10 protein-coding genes are annotated in these 15,130 nt (G+C 74.0%); 7 read left to right on the forward strand and 3 right to left on the reverse strand.

Features of this window, described 5'->3' with window-relative positions; all coding sequences use genetic code 11:
- Positions 1-108 precede the first annotated feature (108 nt).
- The 5 genes from ACWXWW_RS05635 (at position 109) to ACWXWW_RS05655 (ending at position 6,464) form a co-directional block, all read left to right on the forward strand.
- Complete coding sequence (locus tag ACWXWW_RS05635) at positions 109-1,686, forward strand: pyridoxal phosphate-dependent decarboxylase family protein (protein WP_455969237.1); 1,578 nt, start codon at positions 109-111, stop codon at positions 1,684-1,686.
- Positions 1,683-3,032, forward strand: a complete 1,350-nt coding sequence (locus ACWXWW_RS05640; protein ID WP_455969238.1) for a lysine N(6)-hydroxylase/L-ornithine N(5)-oxygenase family protein — start codon at positions 1,683-1,685, stop codon at positions 3,030-3,032. The genes ACWXWW_RS05635 and ACWXWW_RS05640 overlap by 4 nt, the downstream gene beginning before the upstream one ends.
- Positions 3,029-5,392 (forward strand): GNAT family N-acetyltransferase, encoded by a 2,364-nt coding sequence (locus tag ACWXWW_RS05645; RefSeq protein ID WP_455969240.1) that lies wholly within the window; start codon positions 3,029-3,031, stop codon positions 5,390-5,392. Before ACWXWW_RS05640 ends, ACWXWW_RS05645 begins: the two co-directional genes overlap by 4 nt.
- A 113-nt stretch (positions 5,393-5,505) precedes the next feature.
- On the forward strand, positions 5,506-6,168 hold the full coding sequence (locus ACWXWW_RS05650; RefSeq protein ID WP_324013213.1) for an acyl-CoA synthetase: 663 nt from the start codon (positions 5,506-5,508) through the stop codon (positions 6,166-6,168).
- Positions 6,165-6,464, forward strand: a complete 300-nt coding sequence (locus tag ACWXWW_RS05655; protein WP_271172605.1) for an amino acid transporter — start codon at positions 6,165-6,167, stop codon at positions 6,462-6,464. The genes ACWXWW_RS05650 and ACWXWW_RS05655 overlap by 4 nt, the downstream gene beginning before the upstream one ends.
- A gap of 173 nt (positions 6,465-6,637) precedes the next feature.
- Here the strand turns inward: ACWXWW_RS05655 and ACWXWW_RS05660 are convergent, their stop codons facing one another.
- The 3 genes from ACWXWW_RS05660 to ACWXWW_RS05670 form a co-directional block, all read right to left on the reverse strand.
- Entirely contained in the window at positions 6,638-8,107 is a 1,470-nt protein-coding gene (locus tag ACWXWW_RS05660) for a DUF5129 domain-containing protein (protein WP_455969242.1), read from the reverse strand.
- 74 nt (positions 8,108-8,181) lie between these two features.
- Positions 8,182-8,934: a hypothetical protein gene (locus tag ACWXWW_RS05665; RefSeq protein WP_455969244.1), complete on the reverse strand. Its 753-nt coding sequence runs from the start codon at positions 8,932-8,934 to the stop codon at positions 8,182-8,184.
- A complete protein-coding gene (locus tag ACWXWW_RS05670; protein WP_455969245.1) occupies positions 8,931-9,479 on the reverse strand; it encodes a hypothetical protein in 549 nt (182 codons plus the stop codon). The genes ACWXWW_RS05665 and ACWXWW_RS05670 overlap by 4 nt, the downstream gene beginning before the upstream one ends.
- Before the next feature lie 135 nt (positions 9,480-9,614).
- On the opposite strand from ACWXWW_RS05670, the gene ACWXWW_RS05675 reads away from it, so the two are divergent.
- Both ACWXWW_RS05675 and ACWXWW_RS05680 read left to right on the forward strand, forming a co-directional pair.
- Complete coding sequence (locus ACWXWW_RS05675) at positions 9,615-10,784, forward strand: Ig-like domain-containing protein (RefSeq protein ID WP_271172609.1); 1,170 nt, start codon at positions 9,615-9,617, stop codon at positions 10,782-10,784.
- 37 nt (positions 10,785-10,821) lie between these two features.
- A complete protein-coding gene (locus tag ACWXWW_RS05680) occupies positions 10,822-15,126 on the forward strand; it encodes an FtsK/SpoIIIE domain-containing protein (RefSeq protein ID WP_455969247.1) in 4,305 nt (1,434 codons plus the stop codon).
- Positions 15,127-15,130 lie beyond the last annotated feature (4 nt).

Here is a 15,130-nt window from a genome sequence, read left to right on the forward strand (position 1 = left end):
TCTCTCAGCGCCTCTCCGGGCATCCGTGCAGCGGCGGCTCGCCGGATCCGCTACCGTGCCTTAGGTTAGCCAACCCTAAGTACAAGACAGGCATGGAGGATCACGCGAATGGCACGAGTTCTGCCGGAGACGAGCGGGAGCGCCGCGGGGGAGACAGCCGGTGCGACCGCGCTGCTGACGGATCGGACCGCGGACGAGTACGCGCGGCTCGTGCACGGCGTCGTCGACGCCGTCGCGGCGCGGTTCCGGACGACGACCGCCCCGTCCTCGGGCGCCGAGCGGCGGGAGCTCGAGGCGCTCGTCGATGCCGTCGCGCTCGACGACGACGGCATCGGCAGCGCGGCGGCCCTCCGCGAGGCCGACGAGCTCTACGCGCAGCACGCGGTCTGGTTTCACCACCCGGCCTACGCCGCGCACCTCAACTGCCCGGTCGTGCTCCCGGCCGTCGCCGCCGAGGCGATGCTCGCGGCGATCAACACCTCGGTCGACACGTACGACCAGTCGCTCGTCGCGACGCTCATGGAGCGGCGCCTCGTCGCCTGGACGGCGGAGCGGATCGGGTTCGCCGACGGCGACGGGATCTTCACCTCGGGCGGCACGCAGTCGAACCTGCAGGCGCTCTTCCTCGCGCGGGAGAAGGCGCTGCGCGGGGTCGACGACCGCGGACGCGCGATGGCGCGGCTGCGCGTGCTCACGACCGCCGCGAGTCACTTCTCCGTCGCCCGGTCCGCGCACCTTCTCGGGCTCTCGGCCGACGCGGTCGTGCCGGTCGGGGTCGACGCGGACGGGCGGATGGATCCCGCGGCGCTCGCGCGGGCGCTCGCGGAGACGACGGGCGCGGGCGGGGTCGTCATGGCCGTCGTCGTCACCGCGGGCACGACCGACCGCGGCATCGTCGACCCCATCCGTCCGGCGGCCGGTCTCTGTGACGCATACGGCGTGTGGCTGCACGTCGACGCGGCATACGGCGGGGGCCTGCTCGTGTCGCCCACACGGCGCGGGCTGCTGGACGGGATCGAGCGTGCGAGCTCGGTCACGGTCGACTTCCACAAGACGTTCTTCCAGCCCGTGTCCTCGAGCGCGCTCATCGTGCGCGAGGCGACCGACCTCCTCGCCGCCGCATGGCACGCCGACTACCTGAACCCCGCCGAGGAGGCGCGGGCCGACGACGCCGACCCGAACCAGGTCGACCGCTCGCTGCAGACCACGCGGCGCTTCGACGCGCTCAAGCTGTGGACGACCCTGCGCGCGCTGGGCCCCGACCGGGTGGGGCGGATGTTCGACGACGTCTGCGCGCTGGCCCGCCGTGTGCGCGAGCGCCTCGACGCCGACCCCGAGCTGCGCCCGGTCGGCACGACCGATCTCAGCACGGTGCTGTTCCGCTACCAGCCGGATGGCGTCGACGACGCGACCGCGGACCGGCTCGTCCCGCTCGTGCGCCGCGTGCTCTTCCAGTCGGGCCGCGCCATGGTCGCCCGGACGGTCATCGACGGCGTCCCGTGTCTCAAGCTGACGCTGCTGAATCCCGACGCCACTCTGGCGGACATCGAAGCCGTGCTCGACCTCGTGCGCGCGACGGCGCACGGGCTCCTCGCGGGCGACGCCCTCGCGACGCGCGACGATCCGCCGTGCCGCGACGTCCATCCGCGCCTCCCGCGCCTGACCGCCGAGGAGGACGCCCGATGAGCGCGGTCCGCGATCTCGTCGGGATCGGCATCGGCCCGTTCGGACTCGGGCTCGCCGCCCTCGCGCAGCCGCTGCCCGACGTCGATGCCGTCTTCCTCGACCAGGCCGACGGCTTCCGGTGGCATCCGGGCATGATGATCGACGGCGCGACCATCCAGGTGCCGTTCCTCGCCGACCTCGTGACGATGGCCGATCCGACCTCGCCCTACTCGTTCCTCGCGTTCCTGAAGGCGACGGGGCGGCTCTACCCGTTCTACATCCGCGAGTCCTTCTATCCGCTGCGCTCGGAGTACGACGCCTACTGCCGCTGGGTCGCGGCGCAGCTGCCGACGCTGCGCTGGCGCCGCCGTGTCGTCGCCGTGGAGGAGGCCGGAGACCTGCTCCGCGTCCGCGCCGAGGTGCGCGGGCCGGATGGCGGGGTGCGCGGCATCGAGGAGCATCTCGCGCGGCACGTCGTCCTGGCCGTCGGCACGCGGCCCGCGCTGCCGCCGGCTCTCCAGGGGCTGTCCGGCGCGGGCGCAGGCCCGGTCGTCCACTCCGCCGAGTACCTCCCGAACCGCGCAGCGCTCCTCGCGAGCGGCGCGGTGACGGTGGTCGGCAGCGGGCAGTCCGCCGCCGAGGTCTACCGCGACCTGCTCGAGGCGCGCGAGGGGCGGGTGGACTGGGTCACGCGCTCGCCGCGGTTCTTCCCGATGGAGTACACCAAGCTCACGCTCGAGATGACGTCGCCCGAGTACACCGACCACTACCGCTCCCTTCCCGAGGAGCTGCGCGAGCGGCTCGGCCGCGAGCAGCGCGGGCTCTACAAGGGCATCAGCGCGGAGCTGGTCGACGAGATCTACGACACCCTCTACCGGCTGTCGAGCGCGGACGGCACGGTGCCGTCCACGCTGCTCACCGACACCGAGGTCGTCGACGCGCGCCATGACGCCGAGACGGGCGAGCACGTGCTCACCCTGCGCCACGCGCAGCTCGATCGGATGCACGAGCACCGCACGAGGGCCGTGGTCGCCGCGACCGGCTACCGCGCCGAGGTCCCCGACTTCCTCGACCCGGTCGCGCATCGCGTGCGCAGGGACCGCCGCGGCCGCCTGGACGTCGCGCGGACGTACGCCGTCGACGACGCCGAGCGCATCCATGTCGTCGGCGGCGAGGAGCACACGCACGGCGTGACGGCGCCCGACCTCGGCTTCGGGCCCTGGCGGGCGTCGGTCGTGCTCGCGGCCATCACGGGCCGTGAGCCGTACCCGATCGAGCGGAGGATCGCGTTCCAGACCTTCGGCGTCCCCGGTGACGGCGCGGCGACGGATGGCGCGGCGCGCGTGCTCGAGGAGGCGGCGCGATGAGCGCGACGGCCGTCTCCGCCCGGCTCGCCGTCGAGATCGAGCCGATCGACCCCGCGCGCGACGCAGCGCGCCTGCAGCGGTGGCTCGCGCATCCGCGCTCGCGCTTCTGGGAGATGGCGGACCTCGACGTCGCGCAGGTCCGCGCGTACCTCGAGACGATCGCGGATGACGCGAGGCACGGGGGATGGCTCGGGCGCGTCGACGGGGAGGCGGCGTTCTACGTCGAGACCTACGAGCCCGACACGCTGCTCCCGCCGGACGTGTTCCGCGCCGAGCACGGCGACATCGGCATGCATCTCCTCATCGCGCCGCCTGCGGGCGACCCGACGACGGGCTTCACGTCGGCGGTCATGCGCGGGGTGATGCGCTTCTGCCTCGGCACGGCGCAGGAGGGCGGACTCGGCCGGAGCCGGGTCGTCGTCGAGCCCGACGTGCGCAACGAGCCGATCCTCGCGAAGAACGCCGCCGCCGGCTTCCGGGTGCTCGGGGAGGTCGACCTCCTCGCGGAGGGGCGGGTCAAGCGCGCCGCGCTCAGCGTCTGCACGCGCGACGACTTCGCGGCGAGTCCGCTGGGCGCCGGATGGGCGGGGGAGCGCTCGCCGCTGCCGCACCTCACCGCCGACCTGGCTGCGCACGCGCATCGGCACCTCGTCGTGAAGGCGCTCTCGGAGCTCTCCCACGAGCGGCTCATCGCGCCGACGCCGCTCGCCGACGGGCGGTGGGAGGTGGCCGAGGGCGACGTGCGCTACACCTTCCGCGCCCGCCTGCTCCCCCTCGAGCACTGGGCGATCGACCCCGCGAGCGTGCGGCGCGAGCGCGACGGCGCCGAGCTCGAGCTCGACGTGCTCGAGCTGATCCTCGAGCTCCAGCCGCGCCTGGGCATCCCCGATCAGCTCGTGTCGGTGTACCTCGAGGAGCTCTCGTCGACGCTCGCGAGCGCGGCCGGCAAGCGCCAGCGCGCTCTGGACGGCGCGTCGCCGACCGCCGAGGGCCTGCTCGAGGCGAGCTTCCCCGAGACGGAGGCGGCGATGACGGAGGGGCATCCGGGCTTCCTCGCCAACAACGGGCGCATCGGGTTCTCCCACGCGGACTGGAGCGCGTTCGCGCCCGAGAACGGCCGCCGCACGCGCCTCGTGTGGGTCGCGGCTGCCCGCGAGCACACGCACCTGTCGCTCGGGCGCGGTCTCGACGAGGTGACGCACCTCGAGCAGGCGCTCACGGCCGACGAGCGGCGCGCCTTCGCGGCGCGCCTCGCCGACGCGGGGCACGACCCCGCGGGCTTCCACCTCCTCCCGCTCCACCCCTGGCAGGCGGAGCACCGTCTCCCGGTCACCTTCGCCGCGGACGTCGCGCGCGGTCACCTCGTCCTCCTCGGGCGGAGCGCCGACGAGTACCAGGCGCAGCAGTCCATCCGGACGTTCCTCAACCTCACGCGACCCGGCGCTCCCTATGTGAAGGTGGCCCTGGCCATCCAGAACATGGGCTTCCTGCGCGGGCTCTCGCCCGCGTACATGCGCGACACCCCCGCGATCAACGACTGGGTCGCCGACACCGTCGCGTCGGACGCGACCTTCGCGGAGGCCGGCTTCGCCGTGCTGCGCGAGCGTGCGGCGATCGGGTACACGGGCGACGTCTACCACCGCACGCCGACCCCGAACCCCCACCGGAAGATGCTCGCGGCGCTGTGGCGCGAGAGCCCCGTGCCGCTCATCGGCCCGGGGGAGCGGCTCGTCACGATGGCCGCCCTGCTCCACCGCGATCACGAGGGCTCCGCCGACGCGACGACCCTCATTCGGGCGTCGGGTCGATCGCCCGAGGAGTGGCTGCGGGCCTACCTCCACGCGTACCTGCGGCCGCTCGTGCACGGCGTGCTCGGCCACGATCTCGCGTTCATGCCGCACGGCGAGAACCTCATCCTCGTGCTGCGCGAGCACACCGTCGCGCGCGCGTTCATGAAGGACATCGGCGAGGAGGTCGCCGTGCTCGGTCCGCGCGGCCTGCCGCCGGAGGTCGAGCGCATCCGCGCCGAGGCGCCGGGGAGCGAGAAGGCCCTCGCGATCTTCACCGACGTGTTCGACGGCGTCCTGCGGCACCTGTCGGCCATCCTCGACGTCGACGGCGTGCTGCCCGCCGCCGCGTTCTGGCGGCTCGTGGCCGAGTGCCTCGACCGCTACGAGGGCGACCACCCCGACCTCGCGCGCGGGCTCGCGGGCGACGTCGACCTGAGGGCCGGGTCCTTCGCGCACTCGTGCCTCAACCGCCTCCAGCTGCGCAACACGCTCCAGATGGTCGACCTCGCCAACCAGGCGGAGTCGCTGCTGTACGCCGGCGAGATGCCGAACCCGGTGGCGCGCGTCTGAGCGCCGCGCGAGGGAGGGGAGCGCCCGAGCCCCTCCCTCGCGTGACGGGCCGTTCCCAGGGGCGGGTTCCCTAGACTGGACGTGTCCCTTCGCACGCACGAGGTCCCATCACCATGCCCGCACGTCAGCCGTTCGCCCCGAGCACGCGCCACGTCCAGCTGCTGCGCGCGCTCATCGCGGCGCTGGCGGCCCTCATGGTGACCTTCTCGCCCGATCACTCGGCCGCGGTCGGGCTCTCGGTCTTCAGCGGGTGGGCGATCGCGACCGCCGTCGTGCTGGGGCTCGGCACCTGGATGGTCACGCCCGCGGGGCAGCGCGTCCTGCCTGCCCTGCTGGCCTTCGCGCACCTCTTCGCCGGCATGGCCGCGGGCATCACGAGCCTGCGCGGCCCGGCTCTCTACTTCGTCGTCATCCCCGTGTGGGCGCTCGTCGCAGGAGCGCTCGAGACGGGCCTCGGCGTCGCCCAGCGCCGCCGTGGCGAGAGGATCGTCGCGCGCGACACCCTCACGATCGGCGTGCTGACCCTCGTCATCGGCGCGGCGACGCTGCTCGTGCCCTCGGGATACGCGCTCGACTACTTCATCGAGGACGCCGGACGCACCTTCACCCTCACCGGCGAGATCATCGCGGTCGGCCTCTTCGGCGGCTACGCGGCGATCGTCGCGGTGTTCCTCGCGATCGCCGGGTTCTCGCCCGCGTCGCCGTCCGCCGCGTCGGCGGAGACCGCAGCACCCATCAGCGGGGGCGACCCCCGCACCTCGGAGGACCGTCCGTGACCGACAAGCCCACCCGACGCGCGCTCATGCGCCCTGTCCAGCTGCTCGCGATCGCCTTCGGGTCGGCCGTGTTCGCGCTGCTCGTGGGCGCCATGTCGATGGGGGCGTTCACGCAGCAGCCCATCGAGGTCATCTCCCAGGCGTGGACGGTCGCCTCGATCATCGCGGGCATCGTCTTCATCGTCGTGCTGCTCGTCGTCGCGATGCTGCTCCTCGTGGTCGACCCGGCCGACGTGACGAAGACGATCGACCGCCCCGTGCTCCTCCCCGACGAGGACGAGCCGGAGGCGAAGTAGCCCCCCGCGCCCTGCGCCACCGCCCTGCCACGCCCCGCCGCCTCCGCGCCCCGCGCCACCGCCGCGCCCTGCGCCACCGCCGAGCGCAGGAGAATCGCGCGGCAGCAGGACGTCGTCGCCGAATCCATCCTGCTGTGGGCGGATTCTCCTGCTCTGGCGCGCGGTCCGCGTGCTCAGAACCGGGACGAGCTGCCGGAGCCTGAGAAGCTCCCGCCGCTCGAGCCGTACCCGGTCGCGCTGCCGCCGCTCGAGAACGAGGACGACGACGCGGCGCTGCGGTCGCTCTCGACCTGCGTGACGCCGGCCGAGTAGCCGGCGCTGAAGGCCACGGGGCTCCAGTACTGCCCCGGCGTCGACACCGTGTCGAGGATCGAGCCCGTGCGGGCGCGGTTCGTCTGGCGCTCGCGCTCGAGCTCGGCCTCCATCGCCTCGCGCTCGGAGTCGGCCTGCGCGAACGCCGCGATGAGGGCGCGCGAGTGGTCGGCGAGCAGGTCCGAGAGCCGCGCGCGCAGCGCCTCCAGCGCCGCGAGCGCATCGCCTGGCCCGAGGGAGCCCGCGCGCAGTCCGGCGCCGAGCCGCTCGAGCTCGGCCTCGGCCTCCGCCCGGAAGGCCGTGAGCGCGTGCGCGGTCGCGAGCTCCGCCGCCGCGGGGTCCTCCACGAGCGCCGTGATCCCCGCGAGGTCCTCGCGCACCGGATCGACCTGCGCCGCCCACGCGCGCTCCCACGTGTGCGACTTCGTGAGGAGCGCCGCGGCGTGCACGATCGCGTCGTCGACGAAGTCCATCTCGGCCGTCTCGTCGGCGAACCGGCGCGCGGCCTCCACGGCTTCGGCGCGCGAGCGCTCCTTCTTCGTGAGCGCCTCGATGCGTCGCTGCTCCTCGAGGGCACGGTGGTAGCGGGCCGAGAAGTCGTGGAAGCGCTGGTCGAGCCGCTGCGCGTACGGCGAGTCCGACGGCAGCGTGCGCGCCGCGAGCTCGGTCGTCTCGAGGTCCATCGTCACGCGGGTGAGATGCTCGCCGCCGCGCGTGAGCGCCGTCGCGACCTTCTCACGGCGGCTCGCGCGGACGCCGAGGGCGATGAGCCACGCGCCCACAGCCGCGCCCCCGCCCACCCAGCCTGTGACGATGACGGCGGGCGAGGCGTACCACGGGCGCTCGATGATCCCTGCGGCGGCCTCGACGCCGTCGATCACCCCGCCCGTCCAGTCGCCCGCGCGGAACGCGTCCTTCGTCGCGTCCTGGATGGCCGCCTGGTCGTCGAGCGACACGGCGCGGTCCTCGCCGAAGTACGTCCCGACCTGTCGGCCCTCGGGGTCGAGGGCGAGGAGGAACAGCCCGTCGGCCCACTTCTGGCCGTCGTCGGTGATCCACTCGGGATGGCTCTCGCGCGCGTACGCGAGGACGCGCTCGTTCATCTCATCGGAGGCCTCGCCCTCGTAGGTGTAGATCGCGACGGTGGTGGGCGCGTAGAAGTCGATCTCGTCGAGCGCGTCCTCGAGCTGCGGCAGGTAGAGGCGACCGGCGGTGTCCTCGACGACGAGGTCGCCGTCGTCGAGGGAGACGGCCTGCGCGGCGGTCGCGCCGCCGAGCGCGGTCAGGGCGAGGCTGGCGGTCGCGACCGCCGCGCGCATCCATCGGGACATGGGACCTCCCCGGTCGTCGTCGTGACCACCCTAGGCGCGCACCCCGGCCGCGCGGATCCGCCGCACGACGGAGGTCAGCACCCCTGCGCGAGATCCTCCGGGGCCGTCACCGCGACGTCCTCGCCCCATCCCGCGAACGAGAAGCGGCCGTCGCCGGAGCCATCTCCCGCGAGGAACTCGTGCGGCAGCGGTGCTCCGACGGCGGCGACGGTCAGGTGCCCGGTCGGGCTCTCGCTGCCGCCCATCACGAGCTCGGCCGTCTCGGCGTCGGCCGCGGGCGGCATGACGGCGACCTCCTCGGCGCTGCGCAGGAGCTGCTCGACGAGCAGCGACGGATCCAGCAGCGGCTGCCAGTCGTCGAGCGCGCTCGCGGAGGCGAGGCACACGAAGCCGTCCCGCGCCGCCGCGAGCCCGCTTCGCTGCGCGAACGCGTCGTTGCCGCGGACGTACGCGGCGCCCTCGGCGACGACGACGTCGAGCGCGAGGTCGCCGGCCGCGAGACTCGCCTCGTACGACTCGGGGTCGCCCGCGAACGTCACCGACACCGTGCGCCCGGGCGAGGGCGGCGTCTCGGGATCGTCGTGCACGACGAGTTCGGTGTACGACCCCTCGTAGCGCACGTCGCCCGCGGCGCGCACCGCCTCCGCGATCTCCGCGATCGCCTGCTCTCCCGGGATGAGCCAGAGTCCGTTCCCCGGGTGCGCGGGGTCGTAGGCGCCGAGGTCCACGCCCTCGAGCGGCTCCGCCTCGACGCCCGCGGCGCCCGAGCAGCCGGCGAGCGCGAGCGCAGTCGCCGTGAGCACGAGGGCGGCGGCGCGCCGTCTCATCGCTTCGCCTGCGCCACGCACACGCTCTGCGCGCCCTCGCGGGCGAGGGCCGCCGCGTCGAGCGCGACGGGCTGGTCGGCGAAGGCCGCTGCGCGCACGACGAAGCACGTGTCGCTCTCGAACGCGCCCGTCGACTGCGGCAGCCAGACCTCGGTGCTCTCGATCACGAACTGGCTGAGGTCGGTCGCCGTGCCGTCGCCGTGCACGGCGTAGACCGAGTACGCCGCGTCGGGGCCCTCCCAGTCGAGGTGGGCGTTGCCGTCCTGCACGGTGAGCGCGATGTCCGAGACGACGACGTCGCTCGAGATCATCGCGCTGACGACCATCCACGCGGCCATCCCGAGCATCGCGAGGATCGTGAGGATGGCCGAGACGAGGAACGCGGGGTGCCGCCACCACCGCTTGGGGCGCTGCTGGCGCGCGGTCAGCTCGGGGAGCGGCCAGCCGCCGCGTCCGAGTGGCGGCTTCGGGCCGTCGGCGCGCAGGCGCGTCTGCCCGGCGTCGGTTCCGATCGCGGGCGGCGGGGCTGCGGATGGCGCGTTCATGGGATCCCGTCGATTCTCGCGCACGTCCGGATGGGCGGAGGTGGGGAGTACTGCCCCCAACGGCACCGGGCAGCCCGACCTAGCATGGGAAGCCGCCGCGTCCGCGCGCGGCGAGGCAACGGAGAGGAGCGACGCATGCGCCGCAGCCTCGCCGTCCTCGCCCTCGCCGCGGCCTCTGCCGCGAGCCTCGTCGCTCCGGCCGCCGCCTACAGCGGGCCGAACGCGATCGCCATCCCGTATCTCGACGAGAAGGCGGTGAACACGCCGGAGGGCTGGACCGTGACGGACTGCGCGCCCGTGCTGGCCGCGTCCGACCTCGTCGTCGCGTGCGCCGCCGACGGGTTCCTCCTGCGCGCGGAGGAGTACGACCCCGACTACGGCAGCGACATCGTGCCGGTGCCCATGACGAACGGGCGCACGACGACGACTATGGAGTACGTCGTGTCTCTCGAGGCGCCCGAGGCGCCGTCGGTCCCGTCGGCCGCCTACCCGCATCCGGTCGCGGCCGGCGGCACCCTGCTCCTCCCCGTGAGCGACCTGGGGGCGACGTGCCTCGTCTGCGGGGGAGGCGGTCGCCTGGAGGTCTTCTCCGTCTCGCCGTCCGATGTCGCCGAGGTCACGGCCACGGAGACGCACCTCGTGATCCGCCCGAAGGCCTCGTTCGACGGCCCGCTCGAGGTCACGGTGCGGATGGCCGACCAGTACGGCACCTGGTCGGAGCCCGCGACCATCACGGTGCCGGTGTACCGCGCCGAGCGGCCGCCCGTGGCGCAGTCCGTGCATGCGCCGCTCACGCCCGGGGAGGTCTCCGAGTTCGATCTCGCGGGGCTCGTGGCGACCGACCCGGGTGCGCGTCTGTCTCTCGTCTCGTGCGGCGACGCGGTGCACGGGACGGTGGTGTGCGGCGCCGACGGCATCGCGCGCTATCTGCCCCGCGACGGCGCGCGCGCCGATCAGTTCAGCTTCCACATCGCGCAGGGCGGCGCGCAGGCGACCGGCTCCGTGACGCTCTCGCTCCCCGACGGCGACCTGCCCACGGAGGGCCTCGTGTCCGCCCAGCCGGTCGAGCCCGCCGAGCGGGTGCCGCGCGCCGAGCTCGAGGCCGCGCAGCAGGCGCAGCGCGACAAGGAGGTCGAGGCCGCGGAGGCGCGTGGCGAGGAGCCGCCGGCAGAGGACGAGGACGTCGAGCTCGTCGGCCTGCGCGTGCCCCTGCGTCTCGCGCCGGCGACGCCCGTGGAATCGGAGCGCTCCGCGGGCGTCTTCCGACCGCTCGGCGCGCTGCTCGATCGGGTGGGCGCCCGATGACCCCGAAGACCCCGAACGACCGAGAGGACGCGAGCCGATGAGCGTGCGCCTGACCCTGCAGACGACGCCCGCGCAGGCCGATTCCTGGCTGCTCGACGTCGACGAGGCGACGACCGTCGGCGAGGTGGCCGAGTCGCTCGGCGTGAGCCCGCAGCTGCTCGCGGGCGGCGCAGACCCGGCGACGCCGCTCGCCGGGGCCGGTCTGCTCTCCGGCGCGGTCATCCCCGACCGGGCCGCGCCCGAGCCCGACCCGCGCACCGTGCGCCTGGAGATCGTCGGCGGTCCGTTCGCGGGCCAGACCGTCCCCGTCGAGCGCGGGCAGGCGCTCACCGTCGGCTCGGGCGAGGGCGACGACGTGCGCGTCGCCGACCCGGCGCTCGCACCCGCCCACCTGACGATCCAGATCGCCCTCGGCGGGCCATCCGACCCCCTCCTCGCGACGATCACCCCCGCGGCCGGGGCGAAGACGCTCGTCAACGACGTCGCGATCACCGCGCCCGAGCGCATCGTGCCGGCCGACCTCGTCCAGATCGGCAGCCTCGTGCTCCGCGTCGGCATGGCGCCGCACGCCGACGCCGACCTCACCGACACGATCGGGGGCCGAGGATTCAACCGCCCGTCGCGCGTCCCCGCGCGCGCGGTGCAGCCGTCCATCCAGCTCCCGGGCGACAAGCCGGACGATCCCGATCAGTCGCCTCTGCCGTGGCTGTCGGCCGTCATCCCCGTCGTGCTCGGCGTGACCATGGCCATCCTCTTCCAGCGGCCCGTCATGCTGCTCATGGCCGCGGCGAGCCCGATCATGGTGATCGGCTCGTTCCTCACGCAGCGCAAGCTCGCCCAGAAGAAGGGGCTGAAGACCGAGCAGCAGTGGATCGACGAGGTCCGCGTCGCGGGCGAGCGCATCCGCGATCTCGTCAAGCGCCAGCGCCTGGCCGCCTGGTACCGGCTGCCCGACCCCGTGGTCGTGCGCGACATCGTCCTGCGCCCGCTCTCGCGTCTATGGGAGCGGCGCAAGGCCGACGACGACGCCATGGCGCTGCGCGTGGGCGTGACCGAGATCGACCTCGACGTGCGCTTCGAGGGCGGCGGCCGCGACCGCGGCGCCGAGCAGCGCGTCGGCGTCGGGCCCGCGCCCGTGGCCGTCGACTGCCGCGCAGGCGTCGTGGGCGTGGCGGGGCCGGCCGACGCTGTGCGGTCGCTCGCCCGCTCGATGGTGCTGTCGTTCGCGGCGCTGCGCAGCCCCCGCGACGCCGAGGTCATCGTGCTGTGCGACGACGGCGCGGAGGCCGAGTGGGGGTGGACGAGCTGGCTCCCGCACGCGCACACCGCCGAGCACGTGCCCGCCCTCATCGGCAACGACGACGACACACGCCGCGAGCGGCTGCGGGAGATCGCCGTCGCCCTCGACGTGCGCATGCGGATGGCCGGCCAGCGCGGCTACGAGGCGCCCACCGACGTGCTCGTGGTCGTCGACGGGGCGCGCCGCTTCCGCATGCTGCCCGGCATGGTGCCGCTGCTCGAGCACGGAGCGCAGCACGGCATCCACGTCCTCGCGCTCGACAGCGACCGATCGCGCCTGCCCGAGGAGGCGACGAGCGTCGTGGTCGTCGACCCGTCTGATCCGTCGATGGCGTCGCTCGAGCGGCCGGGCGGCTACTTCCCGACGGTGCTGCTCGACGGCGTCTCGGTGCCGCAGTGCGAGCGGATGGCCAGGGCGCTGTGCTCGCTCGAGCACGTCTCGGGGGTGGGCGACGAGGCGATGCTGCCGACGAGCGTGCGGATGGTCGACCTCCTCGGGATCGACCTCGAGGATCCGTCGCCGCTCGTGCGCCGCTGGAACGCGCAGCCGCGCAACACCTACGTCGTGGTGGGCGCGAACGCCGACGGGGAGTTCGCGCTCGACATCTCGCGCGACGGCCCGCACGCCCTCGTGGCGGGAACGACCGGATCGGGCAAGTCGGAGTTCCTGCAGGCGCTCGTCGTGGGCCTCGCGATGGCCAACCGGCCGGACGCGCTCAACTTCGTGCTCATCGACTACAAGGGCGGGTCGGCGTTCGCCGACTGCGAGCGCCTGCCGCACACCGTCGGCATGGTCACGAACCTCGACGCGCGCGAGACCGAGCGCGCGCTCGCGTCGCTCGACGCCGAGCTCAAGCGGCGCGAGCAGGTGCTCCGCGAGATGGGCGCGAAGGACGTGGACGCCGCGTGGGCGAAGGATGCCGAGACGGCAGCCCGGCGCGGCCTCGCGCGCCTCATGCTCGTGATCGACGAGTTCGCCGAGCTGCGCACCGAGCTCCCGGAGTTCATCGACGGCCTCGTGCGGATCGCCCGCGTCGGCCGCTCGCTCGGCGTCAACCTCGTGCTGGCGACCCAGCGGCCATCCGGCGTCGTCACGCCCGAGATGCAGTCGAACATCAACCTCCGCGTCGCCCTGCGCGTGACCGATCGCAACGACTCGTCCGACGTGCTCGGCTCGGGCGAGGCCGCACTCATCAGCCCGTCGACCCCCGGGCGCGGCTTCGTGCGCCTGGGGCCGTCGGCGGCGCCGATGGGCTTCCAGACGGCGCGCGTCGCAGGCATCCGCCCCGGCGCTGTGCGCACGACGAAGGTGCTGCCGCCCAAGGCGCCGATCACGTGGGATGCGCTCGGCTTCCCCGTGAAGTACCCGCCCGCTGCCGCGCACGCCGAGAACCACGACCACGACGACACGGATCTGCGCGCGCTCGTGAACCTCATCACGGCCGCATCCGACCAGCTCGGCATCGCGAAGAACCCGAGCCCGTGGCTCGTCCCGCTGCCGGTGACGCTGCCGATCGAGCGGTTCGAGGGGGAGGCGCTGCGGGAGACCGAGATCGTCCTCGGCCTGGAGGACGTGCCGAAGGCGCAGGCGCAGCGCACGCTCACGTGGGACATCGCGACCGGCTCGCACCTGCTCTTCGCGGGCGGGGCACTGTCGGGGCGCACGACGGCGCTGCGCACGGTGCTCGCGCAGGTGGTCGAGCGGGTCGACCCGGGCGACGTGCACCTCTACATCGCCGACTTCGGCAACGGCGCCCTCCTGCCGCTCGCGGACGCCCCGCACTGCGGCGCGGTCGTCACCCAGCTCGACAGCGACCGGCTGCCGCGCCTCATGCAGCGCCTCCTCGAGGACCTCCAGCGCCGCCAGACGGTGCTCTCCAGCGCGGGCGTCGGGCACATCTCCGAGCAGCGGCGGAACGCGCCGGACGCCGCGCTGCCCTTCGCGATCGTCGCGGTCGACGGCTGGGAGCGCCTGCTCTCGTCGATGGGGCCCGACCAGCTCCTCGCCTTCCGCGAGCAGTTCATCCGACTCCTGCGAGAGGGCCCCGCCGTGGGCGTGCGCGTCGTGATGACGGGCGACCGCGGCGTCTTCGGCGACAAAGTGACGAACTTCGTCGACACGCAGTACGTGCTGCCGGTGCGCGACATCGCGGACTATCGCGCGGCGGGCATCCACGCGAAGGATGTCCCGACCGATCTCCCGCAGGGACGCGTGCTCTTCGGCGCCGAGGCGGCGGAGGCGCAGCTGGCCGTGCTCGGGCGCGACACGAGCGGCGAGGCCCAGACGACCGCGCTGCGGCGCGTCGTCGAGCGCGTGCGCGACGCGTTCGACGAGCGCGGGGGAGCGACCGGTCCCGAGCCGTTCCGCGTCGACCCGCTGCCGAAGTACATCGCGCTGTCGGCCGTGCGCGACCTGCCCGTGGCGGAGGGCGACGACCCCGACGGCATCGTCGTCGCCGTCGGCGGCGACCGACTCGCGCGCTGCACGCTCACGTGGCCGGGCGACGGCGGCTTCGTCGTCTCGGGCACGCGGCGCTCGGGGCGCTCGTCGACGCTCGCCGTCATCCTGCGCCAGCTCGCCGAGCGCGGCGACCACGCGGTCGTCGTCGCCCCCCGGCCCTCGCCGCTCAGCGAGCTCGCGCGCGACACGGGTGTGCCGGTCATCGAGAACACGGCACTCACCCCGCTCGAGCTCGACGAGGTGCTCGCGCCCTTCCCCGGGGTCGTGACGTTCGTGGTCGACGACGTCGAGCAGCTCAAGAACGCCCCGCTCGACCACGCCCTCACGGGCGTGCGGCACCGTGCCGTCTTCATCGTGGCCGTCGACGCCGAGTCGACGTCGACCCTCTTCGGCGGTCCGTTCGTCGAGGCCAAGCGCTCGCGGCGCGCGATCGTGCTCCGCCCGGAGGCCGCGCTCTACGGCACCCAGGCCGCGGGCGCGGCCATCCCGAAGTTCATGCTCGGGCAGGTGCCGATCGGCGGCGGGGTGCTCTCCACACCCCGCGGCTGGCTGCCCGTCCGCGTTCCCGACATCCGCCAGTGAGGAG

The sequence above is a fragment of the Microbacterium sp. KNMS genome (assembly GCF_053851835.1).